The organism is Bacillus sp. DC4300-2b2, assembly GCF_049895685.1.
Classification (GTDB): domain Bacteria; phylum Bacillota; class Bacilli; order Bacillales; family Bacillaceae; genus Bacillus; species Bacillus safensis.
This window is the reverse complement of record NZ_JAFCSW010000001.1, coordinates 939,364-957,166: the sequence shown is the minus strand read 5'-3', so window position 1 is coordinate 957,166 and position 17,803 is coordinate 939,364. Positions and strand designations below refer to the sequence as shown.

Genomic DNA, 17,803 nt, shown 5'->3' with positions numbered 1-17,803 from the left:
CACGTGTTACTCACCCGTCCGCCGCTAACATCCGGGAGCAAGCTCCCTTCTGTCCGCTCGACTTGCATGTATTAGGCACGCCGCCAGCGTTCGTCCTGAGCCAGGATCAAACTCTCCGAAAAAGTACAAAACCGAAGTTTTGCTTTTCGTCAGCGTTTGACTGACTACCTATGAAGCATCATAGGATTTTTTTATAAAAACTCGAATTAACAGGTACGTTTTGTCTTGTTTAGTTTTCAAAGAACTTGTGTGTCACTCTCTCAAAGCGACCACTTAAATATATCATATATCTCTATCAACAGTCAACATTTTTCTTGAAAAACATTTTATTTTTTTAAGAAGTTTCCACTGTAGAAGAGATAAAAAATAGAGCCTCTTTTTGCTCCTTTGAAAGATTAACACAAATCTATGAAAAAAGCATTATAAATTTCAAAAAAACTCATGTTTTTTTAGAAAAAAATAAAGCCGGTGAAGAACCGGCTTTATTTTTACTCAGATTGCTCTTGATCTGACTCTATAGTTTCTACGTTTTCTTCACTATTCTCTTCATCATCTTCTTGTGATTGTTCAACTAATGCCACTGTAGCAACATGTTCATCATCACCAAGACGAATCAGGCGGACACCTTGAGTGACTCTACCTGTTGTTGAAATGTCTGAAACGGCCATACGAATGATCACGCCGCTTCCTGTAATAATCATCAAGTCCTCTTCAGCTTCAGCATTCGTTGCCTTCACTGCGACAAGCGGACCATTGTTGTCAGTGATTTTACATGTTTTAAGACCTTTACCGCCCCGACTTTGAACACGGTATTCTTTTTCAGGTGTTAACTTACCATACCCTTTTTCGGTTACGATCAATACGTTTGCATCTGGCTCAAGGATTTCCATCCCAACGACGATGTCATCTTCAGAAAGCGTAATTCCTTTCACGCCAGCTGCCGTTCGTCCCATTTCACGAACGTCTGTCTCGTCGAAACGAATCAGCATACCTTTTTTCGTACCAATGATGATTTGTTTTTCTCCATTGGTTAAACGGACAGCCATCAGTTCATCTTCGTCACGAAGACTTAATGCGATAAGTCCATTGTTTCGAATGTTGGCAAACTGAGATAATGATGTTCGTTTTGATACACCGTGTCTTGTTGTAAAGAAGAGATACGAATCTTCATCAAATTCGCTTACTGGAATAATGGCATTAATCCACTCTCCCTTTTCTACTTCAAGCAGGTTAATAATTGGAATCCCTTTCGCCGTTCGTCCGAATTCAGGAATTTCATATCCCTTCGCACGATAGACCTTCCCTTTATTAGAGAAGAAAAGGATCGTATCATGGGTAGATGTTGAAATCAGCTGTTCTACGAAATCATCCTCATTGGTTCCCATGCCCTGAACACCTTTACCGCCTCTTTTTTGGCTGCGGTAGGTTGATGCAGGCAGACGCTTGATATAACCATTATGAGTCAGCGTAATCACAATATTCTCAACAGGGATCAAATCTTCGTCTTCAATTGTTTCAATACCTGCCGTCACAATTTCAGTACGGCGCGTATCATTGAAACGTTCTTTGATTTCTGTTAATTCTTCTCTAATGATTTCAAGAACTTTCTCATTGTCTGCTAAAATGGCTTTCAACTCAGCAATCAAATCAACAAGTCCTTTGTATTCTTCTTCTATCTTTTCTCTTTCCAAACCAGTTAAGCGCTGAAGACGCATATCAAGAATGGCCTGTGCTTGTTTTTCGGACAAGCTATAGTTCTCCATTAAGCCATTTCTCGCAATTTCAGCAGTTTGAGAGCTTCTAATTAATGCAATGACTTCATCTAAGTGGTCAAGAGCGATTCTCAAACCTTCTAGAATATGAGCTCTTGCTTCAGCTTTACGAAGTTCATATGCTGTTCTTCTGCGAATGATCACTTTTTGATGCTCTAGATAATATTCAAGACATTGTTTGAGGGACAAGACTTTCGGCTGTCCATCAACTAGTGCCAATAAGTTGATCCCAAATGACGTTTGGAGTGTCGTTTGTTTATAAAGATTGTTTAATAGAACGTGGGCGTTCGCGTCTCTTCGCAGTTCAATTACAATCCGCATACCATTACGATCAGACTCGTCACGCAGATCTGTAATGCCATCAATCTTTTTATCGCGCACAAGATCAGCAATTTTTTCAATCAAACGGGCTTTGTTGACCTGATATGGAATTTCATTGATGACAATCCGCTGCTTACCGCTGGATGTTTCTTCGATGATAGACTTTGCACGTAATGTAATAGAGCCTCGGCCTGTTTCATATGCTTTGCGAATTCCACTTCGGCCTATGATTTGTCCCGCAGTTGGGAAGTCTGGTCCTGGAATGATATCCATTAGTTCCTGTGTTGTCATTTCTGGGTTTTGACTAATCGCCAGTACCCCGTCAATCACTTCACCTAGTTGGTGAGGCGGAATGTTGGTTGCCATTCCTACAGCGATACCTGTTGCCCCGTTGACTAATAAGTTCGGGAATCGAGCAGGCATAACGATTGGTTCTCTTTCACTGCCATCGTAGTTATCTTGATAATCAATCGTGTCCTTGGTGATATCACGCAGGATCTCCATTGAGATTTTTGATAGACGCGCCTCAGTATAACGCATCGCTGCTGCACTGTCTCCATCGACAGAACCAAAGTTCCCGTGTCCTTCAACTAGCATATTTCGATAGTTGAAGTCTTGCGCCATACGAACCATCGCTTCGTATACAGCGCTGTCACCGTGAGGGTGGTACTTACCGATAACTTCCCCAACGATACGTGCAGATTTCTTAAATGGTTTATCACTTGTCATACCTAGGTCATTCATCGCATACAAAATTCTTCGATGCACGGGCTTCAATCCGTCTCGCACATCTGGTAATGCACGCGAAACAATAACACTCATTGCATAATCTAAAAAGGACGTACGCATTTCTTGACTAATATTCACTTCACGTACATTTGGTGTATGTTGTTCACTCACTATAAGAACCTCCCTTTACGTATCACATGAAATAAATTATGTGGGAGTAAAATATGTATTTATCTTCACAAGACTATTCTCCATTATATCAATAATCTCGGCTTTATACACATTAATTTACTAGAAAATCAACGAAAACACGGAAAACCAGGACATTCGTTTTACACACCTATTTCTTGAAAAACAACCTTATTCCAAACAAGAAATAAGGTTGTTCTCAGGAGGGATTCATCTAAATATCAAGGTTTTTCACGTATTGTGCATTTTCTTCGATAAAGTTCCGTCTCGGCTCTACTTTATCTCCCATCAGCATTTCAAATGTCTCATCAGCATCCATTGCATCCTCAAGTGTGACTTGAAGAAGTGTTCTTGCTCCAGGATCCATTGTTGTTTCCCAAAGCTGAGTCGCATTCATCTCTCCAAGACCTTTATAACGCTGAAGTCCAGGCTTTGGTGTTTGAGGCAGTGATTTCAACAGCTCATCCAGCTGTTTATCGTTATACACATACTCCACACGTTTTCCTTGCTGCACTTTATATAAAGGCGGCTGTGCAATATACACATAACCGTTTTCAATGATTTGACGCATGTAACGATAGAAGAATGTTAAGAGAAGCGTTCGGATATGCGCTCCATCTACATCGGCATCTGTCATGATCACAACTTTGTGATAGCGTGCTTTCTCTAAAGTGAAGTCTTCTCCGATTCCAGTTCCTAACGCTGTAATCATTGCACGAACTTCGTTGTTCGATAAAATTTTATCTAAACGAGCTTTTTCTACGTTTAGGATCTTTCCTCTTAACGGTAAGATCGCTTGGAAGTGACGATCACGGCCTTGCTTAGCAGATCCGCCCGCAGAATCTCCCTCTACAATATAGAGCTCAGAGATGGATGGATCTTTTGAAGAACAGTCCGCAAGTTTCCCAGGTAAGCTGGAGACTTCCAGCGCACTTTTACGTCTTGTCAGCTCACGAGCCTTTTTGGCAGCCATTCTTGCACGAGCCGCCATCAGTCCCTTTTCCACAATTTTTTTCGCAGAATCAGGATTTTCAAGCAAGAATTTCTCAAGTGCTTCAGAGAAAAGGGAGTCAGTGATGGTTCTGGCTTCTGAGTTCCCAAGCTTTGTCTTCGTTTGTCCTTCGAATTGAGGGTCTGGATGTTTGATGGAGATAATGGCTGTTAAGCCTTCTCGCACATCTTCACCGCTCAAATTCGAATCCCCATCTTTGAATACGCCATTTTTACGAGCATAATCATTGATGACACGCGTTAGACCGGTTTTAAAGCCAGCTTCGTGTGTTCCGCCTTCATACGTGTTGATATTGTTGGCGAAGGAATAGATATTGCTTGTATAGGAATCGTTGTATTGTAATGCCACTTCCACCGTGATTCCGTCTTTCTCACCTTCGATATAAACAGGTTCTTCGTGAACGACTTCTTTTGAGCGGTTTAAATGTTCTACATAACTCTTAATACCGCCTTCGTAGCAGTATTCATTTCTCCGCTCTTTTCCTTCACGCAAGTCTTCAATGATGATGTTTACACCTTTTGTTAAGAAAGCCAACTCACGAACACGGTTGGCAAGTGTATCGTAATCAAATTCAATGGTTTCCGTGAAAATTTCCGGGTCTGGCACAAAGTGAGTGGTTGTCCCGGTTACATCTGTTTCACCAATAACCTCTAAATCTCCCACTGGAACGCCGCGTTTGAATTGCTGATAATGAATTTTTCCGTCACGGTATACAGTCACGTCTAAGGTAGTAGATAATGCATTTACAACAGATGCCCCTACACCATGTAGACCGCCTGATACTTTATAACCGCTGCCGTCGAATTTACCGCCAGCGTGAAGAACAGTCATAATGACCTCTACGGCAGGACGCCCCATTTTCTCATGAATTCCAACAGGAATCCCGCGGCCATTATCTTTTACTGTAATGCTATTATCTTTTTCAATTTGCACTGTAATGTCTGTACAATAACCAGCTAATGCCTCATCAATACTGTTGTCGACAATTTCCCATACAAGATGGTGAAGTCCTTTTGCATTGGTTGACCCAATGTACATTCCTGGACGTTTTCTAACAGCTTCTAGTCCTTCAAGCACCTGTATCTGATTTTCATCATAACTATTATGTTGCTGTTCCATTGCCACGTACATTCACCTACACTTTTCTTAAACGATATATTTATATGAATTGAGCTTTTAGACTTCAATTTCAATCACAAACGAAGCACGTTTTTTGAGCGTGCTTGAGGAAAGAGGAGAGTAATAAACAGATTCAGTTGTGACGACAATGGATTTGGGTGTCCCTTGGGATAACGAAATGATTTGTTTCTCTTGTTTTTGTAGAAACTCTTCTACAACAGAAGACGACCTCATTTTGTAATCAACAATTGCGACAATCTCTCGTGTAGAAACAACACAATCATCACCTAAATGAATATACAAGACTCACACCTCATTTATCAGTCAATTACTTTTCCACTGGCTACTCTGAAAATTTCCGCTTCCTTCAGGGTGGCGTGATCGATACCTTCAACACTTGTTGTGGTGACGAAGGTCTGGACACGTCCCTGAATGGTATGGAGCAAATGAGACTGTCTGTAATCATCAAGTTCAGATAAAACATCATCAAGTAGAAGAATAGGATATTCTCCGATTTCTTCATGTATCAGATCAATTTCTGCCAGCTTTAGTGAAAGAGCTGTTGTTCTTTGCTGCCCTTGAGAGCCATATGTCTGAACATCCCGACCATTTACAAAGAAAAGCAGATCATCTCTGTGAGGTCCCCACAGTGTCACCCCTCGGTCAATTTCTCTCTCTCTTAGTTTCTGAAACGATTCTTCATAGCTATTCTTTATTTTCGACAAGTCTGACGCTTCTGATACCTCTATTGCCGTCTGGTATTGGAGCGTGAGTGTTTCTAGCTCTCTAGAAATCCCAAAATGCAGCGGCTGCGCCCATTTTTCGAGCTGTTTCGTAAAAGTCAGTCGTCTTTTGACAACTTTCGTTGCCGCATCAATCAACTGCTCTGTTAAAATCTCCAGCATCGCTTGATCCGTTTGCTTTCTTGTCTGCAATTGTTTCAAGTAATGATTACGCTGAGAGAGGATTTTTTGATAGAGCGATAAATCATGCAAGTAGACAGCAGAAACTTGTCCAATCTCCATGTCGAGGAATCTTCTGCGGATTTGCGGGCTGCCCTTCACAAGACTTAAGTCCTCTGGCGCAAACATGATGGTGTTTAACGCACCAACATAATGACTGAGCTTCTGTTGTTCAATGTGATTGACCTTACCCTTTTTCCCTTTTTTTGAGATCACGAGCTGCATTGGGAGTGGACCATTTTTTTTAATGACTCTACCTTCTATTTTAGCATAGTCTTGGTCCCATCGGATAAGTTCTTTATCATTTGACGTACGATGAGACTTTGCCATCGACAATACATAGATCGCTTCCATCAAGTTCGTTTTACCTTGGGCATTCTCACCGATCATGACATTCACCTTATTGTCGAATTGAAGCTCGGTGTGTTCATAATTTCGGTATGAAGTTAACGCCAGACTTTGAATGTACATGTATTGTCACCCGTTTCTAATTCACAACTTGAAATGTGCCGTAACCTTCAATCTCGACAACATCTCCTGGGTATAGTTTGCGTCCCCGTCTATTATCTGGCTCTTGATTAATGAACACCTCATGTTCACTTAAAAACCATTTCGCCATTCCGCCAGATTGGATGACTTCGGCTAATTTCAAAAACTGCCCTAATGTAATCATTTCTGTTTCAATGGTTATAAGATTAGGCATTGTATCGACCTCTTTCAATATCACTAATATCTAATTGTACTAAAAAACAAGACAAGAAGGAAAGGGGGAAAGCGAACTGGGATGAAAGAAAGCATGGAAAATGAGAAGAAAAGCTGCTGTGCACTCACACAGCAGCCATTTTAGATTGAATTAATACGTTCTTACCGGAAGAATCAATTGCAAGATAGAATCATCATTCGGCGTACGCAGCAGGAACGGTCTCATTGCACCAGTGAAGCTTACATGAATGTCGGTTCCCTCTAATACTTTTAACGCATCCAGCATATATTTTGGACTGAAGGAGATTTTAAGATCTTCCCCTTTAATATCATCTGCTTGAACCGTCTCCACCACTTTACCGATCTCAGGCGAATTAGAAGAGATTTCAAGGCTTTGTTCAGGATCAGCTGACAGTTTCACGACATTATTACGTCCTTCTCTTGCCAAAAGTGATGCACGATCAATGGCTTGAAGGAACTCTTTCGTGTTGACTACGACATCCGTTTTACTTTCTTGCGGGATCAGACGAGCTGTATCTGGATAATTACCATCCAGCAATCTTGAGAAGAACAGGACGTTTTGTGCTTTAAAAAGAACTTGTGTTTCTGTAATGACGATGCTTACAAGATCTTGTCCATCATCAAGAATTTTACTTAGCTCTGTTAAACTCTTCCCTGGAATGACGACATTATACGAACTTTCCTCGTTAATATCTAACTTCGCTTTTCTTAAAGCAAGACGGTGGCTATCCGTCGCCGTGCATATTAATTCACCTTTTTCAACTTTCCAGTTTACACCTGTCAAGATAGGTCGTGTTTCTGAGGTGGACACTGCAAAAACAGTTTGACGAATCAAGTTTTTAAGCAGATCTGTCGGAATTTGAAATGCATGATGCTCTTCAATTTGTGGAAGATGCGGATATTCTTCAGCATCTAAGCCGTTTAAGTTAAATTCTGCTGAACCAGAGCGGATGATGGTCAGGTGATTTTGTTCTACTTCAATTTCGACAGTAGCCATAGGTAGTTTCTTTACAATTTCACTAAAGAAGCGGGCTTGAAGCACGATACTTCCCGGACGATCGATGGTGATAACCTCTAAATCTCCATCTCTTTGAGGAATGAAAGATTCAATTGAGATATCAGAATCGCTTCCTGTTAGAGAAACCCCTTCATCAGACGCAACAATTTTAATCCCTGTCAAAATAGGAATCGTTGTTCTAGAGGATACGGCCTTTAATACATCTTGGACACTTTGGACAAGACGATCTTTTTGAATCGTGAATTTCATAGTGGTCCTCCTAAATTTTCTTAATGACATGTATATATATTTTATTAATAAAAATCGTAGAAGTAATAGTAGGGCTTGTGAATATGTGGATAAGTCGAGAAAAAGAAAGGAAAGACAGCCTATCCACATGTGGACAGACTGTGTATGACTATGCTCTAGTTATTCACATTTTCCCGTACTCATTATATCAGCTTGGTTATTTTAATTGTTCTTTGATCTCTTTGACATGCTGCTGAAGCTGTTCATCTTCAACGATTAATTTCGAAATCTTCTCATGAGCATGAATGACAGTCGTATGATCACGGCCGCCAAATTCTTCTCCGATTTTAGGAAGAGAGGAATCGGTCATTTCTCTAGAGAGGTACATGGCAATTTGTCTTGGATAAGCAACTGACTTCGTACGTTTCTTCGCTTTGAAATCCTCTAATCGAATATTAAATTGCTGCCCTACAATTCTCTGAATATCTTTAATTGTAATGACCTTTGGCTTCGATGAAGGAATGATGTCCTTTAGTGCCTCAGCTGCTAGATCTGCATTAATGTCTTTATTAATTAAAGATGAGTAAGCAACGACACGAATCAAAGCACCCTCCAGCTCACGAATATTGCTGTCGATTTGATTGGCAATGTAAAGCATGACTTCATTTGGAATATCTAAGCCTTCTGCTTTTGCTTTTTTGCGCAGAATTGCGATACGTGTTTCTAGATCTGGCGGGGTAATGTCTGTGATTAACCCCCATTCAAATCGAGAGCGCAATCTGTCTTCAAGTGTCGGAATTTCTTTCGGAGGCCGGTCACTAGAAATGACGATTTGCTTACTTTCTTCGTGAAGTGTGTTGAATGTATGGAAAAACTCTTCTTGAGTTTGTTCTTTTCCTGCTAAAAATTGAATATCATCTATCAAAAGCACGTCTACATTCCGATAACGGTTACGGAAGTCGACAGCTTTGTTATCTCGGATTGAGTTGATAAATTCATTAGTAAATTTTTCAGATGATAGATAGACCACTTTGGCTGATGGATTATGGTCGATCACATAATGACCAATCGCATGCATCAAGTGAGTCTTTCCTAAACCAACGCCCCCATAAATAAAAAGCGGGTTATATGCTTTTGCTGGTGCTTCCGCGACTGCAAGTGAAGCGGCATGAGCAAAACGGTTGCCTGAACCAATAACAAAAGTATCAAATGTATATTTTGGATTCAGCATATTTTGTGGAATGTCAACGGGCTCTTCTTTAGACATTTTTTTGATTGGAGACTTTGGCATGGCTTCCTCTTCGTCCTGATTTTGAGGAATAATAAATTTAATGCTGAGCTCTTCACCTGTTAGTTCATAGATGGTATCAGCAATTAAGTGAAGATATCTTGACTCGAGCCAATCTCTAGCAAATTCATTTGGTGCCGTAATTGTAAGCGTATCTCCCTGAAGAGAATGGGCTTTTGTCGATTTCATCCATGTCTCAAAACTGGGTTTGCTCAATTTTGTCTCTATTTTTTGAAGTGCTTTATTCCACAGATCCAAAATATTTTCCATAAGGCTTCTCCCCCCTCCTTTTCTTTTTAAAATGACCAGTATCAAACTGTTATAGAACACGAAAAAGAGCAAATGGTCATCACCATTCGTGCACATACATTGTTGAAAACAATTAATATAGTAGAAAAACGTCTTTTCGACAAATTACACAAGCTGTGGATAAACAATTCAACAGGCTGTGTAATAACTTTCCACAGGTTATCCACAATTTGTGGATAATATAAATGGGCCAGATAAGTAATTAAGAGTTAAAACACAAATATAATATCAAAATAAACAAGATGGTGCAATGGGTGTCACAAACTTATCCACACACTTTACATCCTGTTGAAAAATAATTATCCACATCGGTTATTTGTGTGAAAAAAATGTCGATAATGGGTGTGGATAGTCTAAATATGCCGGAAAAATATCCACATCCATGTTTTGAAGGTCTTTTAGGAGGAAAAAAAGAATAAAATGCTGGAAACTAAAAAAGAAGGTTTCTTCGTTTGATAACTTATGTTATGCTTATAAGGTTGATAATAAGAGTTTTATCATTGATATTGACAATCGATGGGTTACACAAATATAATGAGTTAGACTGTCTTAAACAGCTATTCCTCAGGGAGGTGTCATAAATGAAAAGAACGTTTCAACCAAATAACCGTAAGCGTAGTAAAGTTCATGGCTTCCGCAGCCGTATGAGTACTAAAAACGGACGTCTAGTTTTAAAGCGACGCCGCAGCAAAGGTAGAAAAAAATTATCAGCTTAGGCCACTGAATAATGTCAGTGGTCTTTTTTACATAAAATCGTAAATGAACTGTCAGTTTTTATCGGAGTGGAAGAAAACATGAAGAAGCGAAACAGGCTAAAAAAAAATGAAGAGTTTCAAAAGGTGTTCAAAAAAGGTCAATCAATGGCAAATCGCCAATTCGTTATTTACCAGCTGGATCAGCCAAATCAAGATGAACTGCGTTTAGGATTGTCTGTCAGTAAGAAGATTGGTAATGCAGTGATAAGAAACCGAATTAAACGACTGATCCGTCAGGTGTTTTTAGAGGAAGGTCATAAGTTAAAGCAAGAAAAAGACTACATAGTCATTGCACGAAAACCAGCGAGTGAATTGACCTTTGAAGAAACAAAGAAGTCTCTCCAACATTTATTTAGAAAATCCGCTGTTTATCAACAACAACCGAAAAAGTCTTCGTAATAGAAACTTTCGTTGAATCAATTTTTAAAAGCGCTTCCTTCATCTAGTGAATTAAAATGAAACCACCACTTTGCAAAGAAAAAATGTTACCATACTGATTAGGTAAGTCACTTTCGTAATCAATTCCAACTTAAATAAAGTTTGAAGTAATGGGAGGAATCTTGTTGAAAAGGCGATTATTACTAATATTTAGCTTGATTGGCGTATTGGTTTTATTGGCAGGATGTACACAGATCAATGAACCAATTACATCAGATAGTAAGGGATTCTGGAATTCTTATATTGTTTACCCGCTATCTCAATTAATCACGTACATGGCAAACTTAACTGGTGAAAACTATGGTGTAGCGATTATTATTGTGACACTGCTAATCCGCTTGCTTATTTTACCATTAATGATTAAACAGTTAAGAAGTACAAAAGCGATGCAAGCATTACAACCTGAATTGAAAAAGCTTCGTGAAAAATACAGCTCTAAAGATCAAAAAACACAGCAGCAGCTTCAGCAGGAAACAATGGCCCTTTTTCAAAAAAATGGCGTCAATCCGTTAGCAGGCTGTTTCCCAATTTTAATTCAAATGCCAATCCTTATTGGTTTCTATCATGCAATTATGAGAACAGCAGAAATTAAAAAGCATACATTCTTATGGTTTGACTTAGGTAGCCCAGATCCATTGTTCCTATTACCGATTATTGCGGGTGTAGCTACTTTCATTCAGCAAAAGCTGATGATGGCTGGAAATCCTTCGGACAACCCTCAAATGGCTATCATGTTATGGGTGATGCCGATTATGATCGTTGTGTTTGCAATTAGTTTCCCAGCAGCACTTTCATTGTACTGGGTTGTAGGTAACATTTTCATGATCATTCAAACATTGGTGATTAAAACACCTCAAGTAAAAGTAGATACAAAAGAAAAAGCTGGCGGGAATAAAAAATGAAGGAAATAACTGCTGTCGGTCGCACAATCGAAGAAGCAGTAGATTCCGGACTTAAACAAATTCAGCTACTACAAGAAGAAGTAGAAATCAAAATAGTAGATGAAGGAAATAAAGGGTTTTTAGGGTTATTTGGTAAAAGACAAGCTGTGGTCAAGTTAGTAGAAAAGATAAATGCACTTAAATTAGCTACACAGTATTTAGATAAAATTGTTAAGTCTATTGATCCTAAAGCAAAGATTATTTCCAAACAGGAACCGAAAAAGATTTCTTTCCACATTGATGGAGATAAAACGTCATTAATGATTGGAAAAAGAGGCCAAACATTGTACTCTTTAGAAACTCTGGTACAGCTAGTGTTTAATCGTTATTCTGATCAATATCATCATATAACAATTGATATTGGCGATTATAGGAAGAAACGACAAGAAGCACTTGAACAATATGCCGTCAAAACAGCAAATCGGGTTTTAAAAACGAAGAGAAAGGTTCATTTAGAACCAATGCCTTCGAATGAACGAAAAATTGTTCATGATGCGATTGCTGCATTCTCTAAAGAACTTGCAACGGCATCTGAAGATACAGGCAGCAAGCGTCATGTTGTGGTGCTGTATAAAAAATAGCAGAAAGGCTAAGATTCAGCAAAGCTGGATTTTAGTCTTTTTTTTATTGAAAAATTGCTTTTTATAGATGATTCATCCTTTATTTCTAAAAATTAAGTGTGAGATATGAGTGTAAAACGCCATTTTAACAAGTAAGTAAAGGGGTCAGGGCGTTTAAATTTATTGGATTTAGGTGTAAGATGTGAAGACAAGTTTCAAACGTCGTTATTCACATGTGGATAAGTTAAGTGTTAAAATAGATAAGATGCAAAGCTGTGGATAATTAGATATGGGATACTTTCACTTCGCTTTCATTTATGGTATCTTTAAATTTTGGATTAAGCGTTTTTGATATAGAGATGGACAATGTCCATTTAATAGATAACAGACTGTTTATTCAGTAGAGAAAGAGGTGAATGAGTGATGGATACAATTGCAGCAATTTCTACGCCGATGGGTGAAGGAGCAATTGCGATTATTCGTTTAAGCGGGCCTGATGCGGTACAGATTGCTGATCGGATGTATAAAGGTCCTAAGGAGAAAAAACTTATATCGGTGGATTCTCATACGATTCATTATGGTCATATTGTGGATTCTAGCACTGAGCAAGTAATAGAAGAAGTCATGGTGTCAGTATTAAGAGCGCCAAAAACATTTACGAGAGAAGACGTTATTGAGATTAACTGCCATGGCGGAATTGTAACGGTCAATAAAGTATTGCAGCTTGCTTTAAGAGAAGGAGCAAGATTAGCGGAGCCAGGTGAGTTTACAAAACGAGCTTTCTTAAATGGAAGAATTGATCTTTCACAGGCTGAAGCGGTAATGGATTTGATTCGCGCAAAGACAGATCGTGCGATGAATGTAGCGATTACTCAAATGGAGGGTCGCCTCTCCGGTTTGATTAAACGACTTCGCGGCGAGATATTGGAAACTCTGGCCCATGTTGAAGTCAATATTGACTATCCTGAGTATGACGATGTTGAAGAAATGACGCATCGGGTCTTAGTTGAAAAGGCAACATCAGTGAAAAAGGAAATTGAGTCACTGCTAACGACTTCTCAGCAGGGGAAAATACTTCGCGAGGGCTTATCCACTGTCATTATTGGAAGACCGAATGTTGGGAAGTCTTCCTTGTTGAATAGTCTTGTACAGGAAACAAAAGCGATTGTAACGGATATTCCTGGAACAACGAGAGATGTCATTGAGGAATATGTAAATGTTAGAGGTGTACCGCTTCGTTTAGTCGATACTGCGGGTATACGTGAGACGGAGGACATTGTTGAGCGCATTGGGGTTGAACGATCTAGACAGGTCTTAAAAGAAGCTGACCTGATTTTACTTGTGCTCAATTATAGCGAGGAATTGTCAGTAGAGGATATCAAACTATTTGAGGCCGTCTCAGGCATGGATATCATCGTGATCGTGAATAAGACAGATCTTGAGCCTAAGCTTGATATCGAAAAGGTCAAGCAGTTAGCGAAGGATCGTCCGGTGGTTACTACATCATTATTACAAGAAAAAGGGATTGATGAGCTTGAAATTGCGATTCAATCACTATTCTTCACGGGTTCAATTGAAAGTGGAGATTTAACGTATGTAAGTAACACAAGGCATATTGCCCTCCTTCAGGCAGCTAAACAATCCATTGAGGATGCTCTTGAAGGAATTGAAATGGACGTACCGATCGACATAGTTCAAATAGATTTAACACGCTGCTGGGAACAGCTGGGTGAAATTATTGGGGATGCTGTTCATGAAAGCTTGATTGATCAGTTATTCTCTCAATTCTGTTTAGGAAAGTAAAGGGAGGAACATAAGAAATGGGTTATGAAGCTGGCAATTATGACGTAATCGTCGTGGGTGCCGGTCATGCTGGAGTTGAGGCTGCTCTTGCTTCTGCAAGACAGGGCGCCAAAACACTTGTATTGACTATCAACCTCGATATGGTTGCTTTTATGCCATGTAATCCGTCCGTAGGCGGCCCCGCAAAAGGGATTGTTGTCAGAGAAATTGATGCTCTAGGCGGAGAAATGGCACGAAATATAGATAAGACGCATATTCAAATGCGCATGCTGAATACGGGGAAAGGACCTGCTGTCCGTGCGTTAAGAGCGCAAGCAGATAAGTTCCAATATCAGCATGAAATGAAAAAAACAATGGAAAATGAACCAAACCTGACAATGCTGCAAGGTATGGTAGATCATTTAATTGTAGAAGATGATGAATGTAAAGGTGTTGTTACTCAAACAGGGGCGAACTATCGTGCGAAGTCTGTTGTATTAACAACAGGGACTTTCTTAAAAGGCCGCATTATTTTAGGAGACCTTTCATATTCAAGTGGTCCAAATAACCAGCAGCCTTCCATTAAATTATCGGATCATTTAGCAGAACTAGGATTTGATTTGGTTCGTTTTAAAACAGGAACACCTCCTCGAGTGAATAGTCACTCGATTGACTATAGTAAAACAGAAATTCAACCAGGTGATGATGTCCCGCGGGCATTCTCCTATGAAACGGTTGAATATATTACTGACCAGCTGCCATGCTGGCTAACCTACACGAGTTTAGAGACTCATCAAATAATTGATGAGAATCTACACCGTTCTCCAATGTATTCAGGTATGATTAAAGGAACTGGCCCTAGATACTGCCCGTCCATCGAAGATAAAGTGGTGCGTTTCAATGATAAACCGAGACATCAAATTTTCTTAGAGCCAGAAGGTCGTAATACACAGGAAGTTTATGTTCAAGGATTGTCTACAAGTCTTCCTGAGGATGTACAGCAGCGCATGCTTTCAACCATCCCAGGACTCGAGAATGTACAAATGATGAGAGCGGGTTATGCCATCGAGTATGATGCGATTGTACCTACTCAATTGTGGCCTACACTTGAGACGAAGAAAATTTCTGGATTATATACAGCTGGCCAAATTAATGGTACGTCTGGTTATGAGGAAGCAGCAGGTCAAGGGATTATGGCAGGTATTAATGCAGGAAGAAAAGCATTAGGTAAAGAAGAAGTCATTTTAAGCCGATCTGATGCATATATCGGTGTTCTCATCGATGACCTTGTCACAAAGGGAACAAATGAACCATACCGTCTCTTGACATCACGTGCTGAGTATCGTCTACTTCTACGTCATGACAATGCTGATTTAAGATTAACCGAACTTGGCTATCAAATTGGATTAATTTCTGAAGAAAGATTCCAAGCATTCCAGCAGAAAAAAGAAGCCATCGAAGCAGAGAAAAAACGTTTATATTCTGTCATCATTAAACCAACAGCAGAGACTCAAGAATTTATTCGTTCACTCGGTGGAAGTGAGCTGAAGGACGGCATTCGTGCAAGCGATTTGATGAAGCGTCCAGAAATGAATTATGAATCTGTTGTGAAATTAGCTCCTGCTGAAACACTGCTTCCTTCTGATGTGTGTGAGCAGGTAGAGATTCAAATTAAATACGAAGGTTATATTGAAAAGTCACTCCAGCAAGTTGAAAAACTGAAAAAGATGGAGAACAAAAAGATTCCTGATCGTATTGATTATGACGCTATCAAAGGGATTGCAACTGAAGCGAAACAAAAGCTGAAAGAAGTCCGACCGCTTTCTGTTGCACAGGCTTCTCGTATTTCAGGCGTTAACCCTGCTGATATTTCTATCCTTTTAGTATATTTAGAGCAGGGGCGTATTGCGAAGATAGCAGAATAGAAAGGATGTCGGCATGAACATTGAACAATTTACAGCAGCACTAGAGGAGAAAGGGATCACTCTTTCTCCTGTGCAGCTTGAACAATTTGAAACCTACTTCCGCATGCTTGTAGAATGGAACGAGAAAATGAATTTAACGTCCATTACTGAAAAGGAAGAAGTGTATTTAAAGCATTTTTATGATTCAATATCAGCAGCATTTTTTATTGATTTTCACAAAGTGACGACGATTTGTGATATTGGAGCTGGTGCTGGTTTTCCAAGCATTCCTCTTAAAATTTGTTTCCCTCATTTACATGTGACCATTGTTGATTCTCTTCAGAAACGAATTACGTTTCTCAATGAATTAGCAAAAGGATTAAACTTACAAGATACTACTTTTTATCATGATCGTGCGGAAACGTTTGGACAACGTAAGGAAAAGCGTGAAAGCTATGATCTTGTCACTGCTAGAGCAGTTGCACGTTTATCCGTCTTGAGCGAACTTTGTCTGCCTCTAGTGAAAAAGGAAGGATTGTTTGTTGCCTTAAAAGCATCTGCCGCTGATGAAGAAATGCAAGCAGGGAAAAAAGCCGTCACAGTCCTCGGAGGAGAGGTTGTTGAAAAGCATTCCTTTGTTCTTCCTTTAGAAGAAAGCGAACGGAACATTATTGTCATTGAAAAGAAAAAGCAGACACCAAAAAAATATCCTAGAAAACCAGGAACACCTAATAAATCACCAATAGAAGGTTGATCATGTAAAAGGTCGGTTTTTCTTCAATATTTATGATTTTACAGAAGGAAAAAACATGAGAAAATAGAATTATAAAAAGGTAGTTTTTAAAGGTGGTGTAGGTTCATGAAGCATTCACTCTCACGCTTCTTCGGGCTTGGTGACAAAGAACATCCTGAGCGTGAAACCGAAATAGAGGCAGAGATTGCTGAGCATGATACATTAAAGGAAGAGATACAGGAGCTCCCGGTCAACACAATTATGCCAAACCGTTTTCAGCCACGCACCATTTTTTCAGAAGAAAAGATACAAGAGCTGGCCACGACGATTCATACCCATGGCATTATCCAACCGATTGTTGTTAGACCAACAGAAGAAGAAGGAAAATATGAACTGATCGCCGGCGAAAGACGTTGGAGAGCGGTACAGACTCTTCAATGGGAGAAAATCCCCGCTATTATAAAAGATTTTACTGATACGGAAACGGCATCTGTGGCGTTGATTGAAAATTTGCAAAGAGAAGAGCTGTCTGCTATTGAAGAGGCTCATGCTTATGCACGTCTTTTAGAGCTCCATGATTTAACACAAGAGGCTCTTGCTCAGCGTTTAGGTAAGGGACAATCAACTGTTGCAAACAAATTAAGACTTTTAAAGTTGCCTGAAGAGGTACAACAGGCCATTTTAGAGAAAAAAATCTCTGAAAGGCATGCACGTTCACTTGTGCCTCTAAAGCTTCCAGAATTACAAATCGCGCTATTGCAGGAAATCATCGAAAAGCAGTTGAATGTGAAACAGACTGAAGAGCGTGTAGTGAAAATGCTTGAACAAAAAACAGATCGCAAACCGAAGCCAAAACGTAAGGCGTTTAGTCGTGATACACGAATTGCGATGAATACCATTCGTCAGTCTCTCCACATGGTAGAAGACAGCGGACTTAAGATAAATACCGAGGAAGAAGAGTTTGAGGAATATATCCAATTAACGATTCGAATCCCTAAATAGAAAAAAGCTGATGAGCGC

15 protein-coding genes and 1 rRNA gene are annotated in these 17,803 nt (G+C 39.6%); 8 read left to right on the top strand and 8 right to left on the bottom strand.

The annotated features are described in order from the left end of the window. The 8 genes from ACP69X_RS04880 to dnaA form a co-directional block, all read right to left on the bottom strand. Positions 1-122, bottom strand: a 16S ribosomal RNA gene (locus tag ACP69X_RS04880); the annotation flags it as partial. A gap of 366 nt (positions 123-488) precedes the next feature. After that, positions 489-2,993 (bottom strand): DNA gyrase subunit A, encoded by a 2,505-nt coding sequence (gyrA, locus tag ACP69X_RS04875; RefSeq protein WP_041089367.1) that lies wholly within the window; start codon positions 2,991-2,993, stop codon positions 489-491. A 232-nt stretch (positions 2,994-3,225) separates the two neighbouring features. Then, the gene (gyrB, locus tag ACP69X_RS04870) at positions 3,226-5,142 is read right to left on the bottom strand and encodes a DNA topoisomerase (ATP-hydrolyzing) subunit B (RefSeq protein WP_041089494.1); all 1,917 of its coding nucleotides are present in this window, start codon (positions 5,140-5,142) and stop codon (positions 3,226-3,228) included. Between the two features lie 57 nt (positions 5,143-5,199). Further along, positions 5,200-5,445, bottom strand: coding sequence for an extracellular matrix regulator RemB (gene remB / locus ACP69X_RS04865; RefSeq protein ID WP_039175827.1), 246 nt, complete (start codon positions 5,443-5,445; stop codon positions 5,200-5,202). A gap of 17 nt (positions 5,446-5,462) precedes the next feature. Continuing rightward, a complete protein-coding gene (recF, locus tag ACP69X_RS04860) occupies positions 5,463-6,575 on the bottom strand; it encodes a DNA replication/repair protein RecF (RefSeq protein WP_411264185.1) in 1,113 nt (370 codons plus the stop codon). A 16-nt stretch (positions 6,576-6,591) separates the two neighbouring features. Further along, positions 6,592-6,807, bottom strand: coding sequence for a S4 domain-containing protein YaaA (gene yaaA, locus ACP69X_RS04855; protein WP_008360916.1), 216 nt, complete (start codon positions 6,805-6,807; stop codon positions 6,592-6,594). Between the two features lie 150 nt (positions 6,808-6,957). Further along, positions 6,958-8,094 (bottom strand): DNA polymerase III subunit beta, encoded by a 1,137-nt coding sequence (dnaN, locus tag ACP69X_RS04850; RefSeq protein WP_039175825.1) that lies wholly within the window; start codon positions 8,092-8,094, stop codon positions 6,958-6,960. Between the two features lie 196 nt (positions 8,095-8,290). Continuing rightward, complete coding sequence (gene dnaA / locus ACP69X_RS04845) at positions 8,291-9,631, bottom strand: chromosomal replication initiator protein DnaA (protein WP_024424073.1); 1,341 nt, start codon at positions 9,629-9,631, stop codon at positions 8,291-8,293. A gap of 620 nt (positions 9,632-10,251) precedes the next feature. On the opposite strand from dnaA, the gene rpmH reads away from it, so the two are divergent. The 8 genes from rpmH to noc all read left to right on the top strand — a co-directional run bounded on the left by rpmH (position 10,252) and on the right by noc (position 17,785). Beyond that, entirely contained in the window at positions 10,252-10,386 is a 135-nt protein-coding gene (gene rpmH, locus ACP69X_RS04840) for a 50S ribosomal protein L34 (RefSeq protein WP_073208224.1), read from the top strand. Positions 10,387-10,464: 78 nt separating this feature from the next. After that, positions 10,465-10,824, top strand: coding sequence for a ribonuclease P protein component (rnpA, locus tag ACP69X_RS04835; protein WP_008360906.1), 360 nt, complete (start codon positions 10,465-10,467; stop codon positions 10,822-10,824). A 158-nt stretch (positions 10,825-10,982) separates the two neighbouring features. Then, a complete protein-coding gene (gene spoIIIJ / locus ACP69X_RS04830; RefSeq protein WP_087976621.1) occupies positions 10,983-11,765 on the top strand; it encodes a YidC family membrane integrase SpoIIIJ in 783 nt (260 codons plus the stop codon). Beyond that, a complete protein-coding gene (gene jag, locus ACP69X_RS04825) occupies positions 11,762-12,385 on the top strand; it encodes an RNA-binding cell elongation regulator Jag/EloR (RefSeq protein ID WP_426052480.1) in 624 nt (207 codons plus the stop codon). Before spoIIIJ ends, jag begins: the two co-directional genes overlap by 4 nt. Before the next feature lie 402 nt (positions 12,386-12,787). After that, positions 12,788-14,167 carry a tRNA uridine-5-carboxymethylaminomethyl(34) synthesis GTPase MnmE gene (gene mnmE / locus ACP69X_RS04820; protein WP_426052479.1) on the top strand — a complete coding sequence of 460 codons (1,380 nt, stop codon included), beginning with the start codon at positions 12,788-12,790 and terminating at the stop codon, positions 14,165-14,167. A gap of 17 nt (positions 14,168-14,184) precedes the next feature. Next, complete coding sequence (gene mnmG, locus ACP69X_RS04815; RefSeq protein WP_041089374.1) at positions 14,185-16,071, top strand: tRNA uridine-5-carboxymethylaminomethyl(34) synthesis enzyme MnmG; 1,887 nt, start codon at positions 14,185-14,187, stop codon at positions 16,069-16,071. Positions 16,072-16,084: 13 nt separating this feature from the next. After that, a complete protein-coding gene (gene rsmG / locus ACP69X_RS04810) occupies positions 16,085-16,804 on the top strand; it encodes a 16S rRNA (guanine(527)-N(7))-methyltransferase RsmG (protein ID WP_024424068.1) in 720 nt (239 codons plus the stop codon). Positions 16,805-16,909: 105 nt separating this feature from the next. Beyond that, positions 16,910-17,785 carry a nucleoid occlusion protein gene (gene noc / locus ACP69X_RS04805; protein WP_041089376.1) on the top strand — a complete coding sequence of 292 codons (876 nt, stop codon included), beginning with the start codon at positions 16,910-16,912 and terminating at the stop codon, positions 17,783-17,785. Positions 17,786-17,803 lie beyond the last annotated feature (18 nt).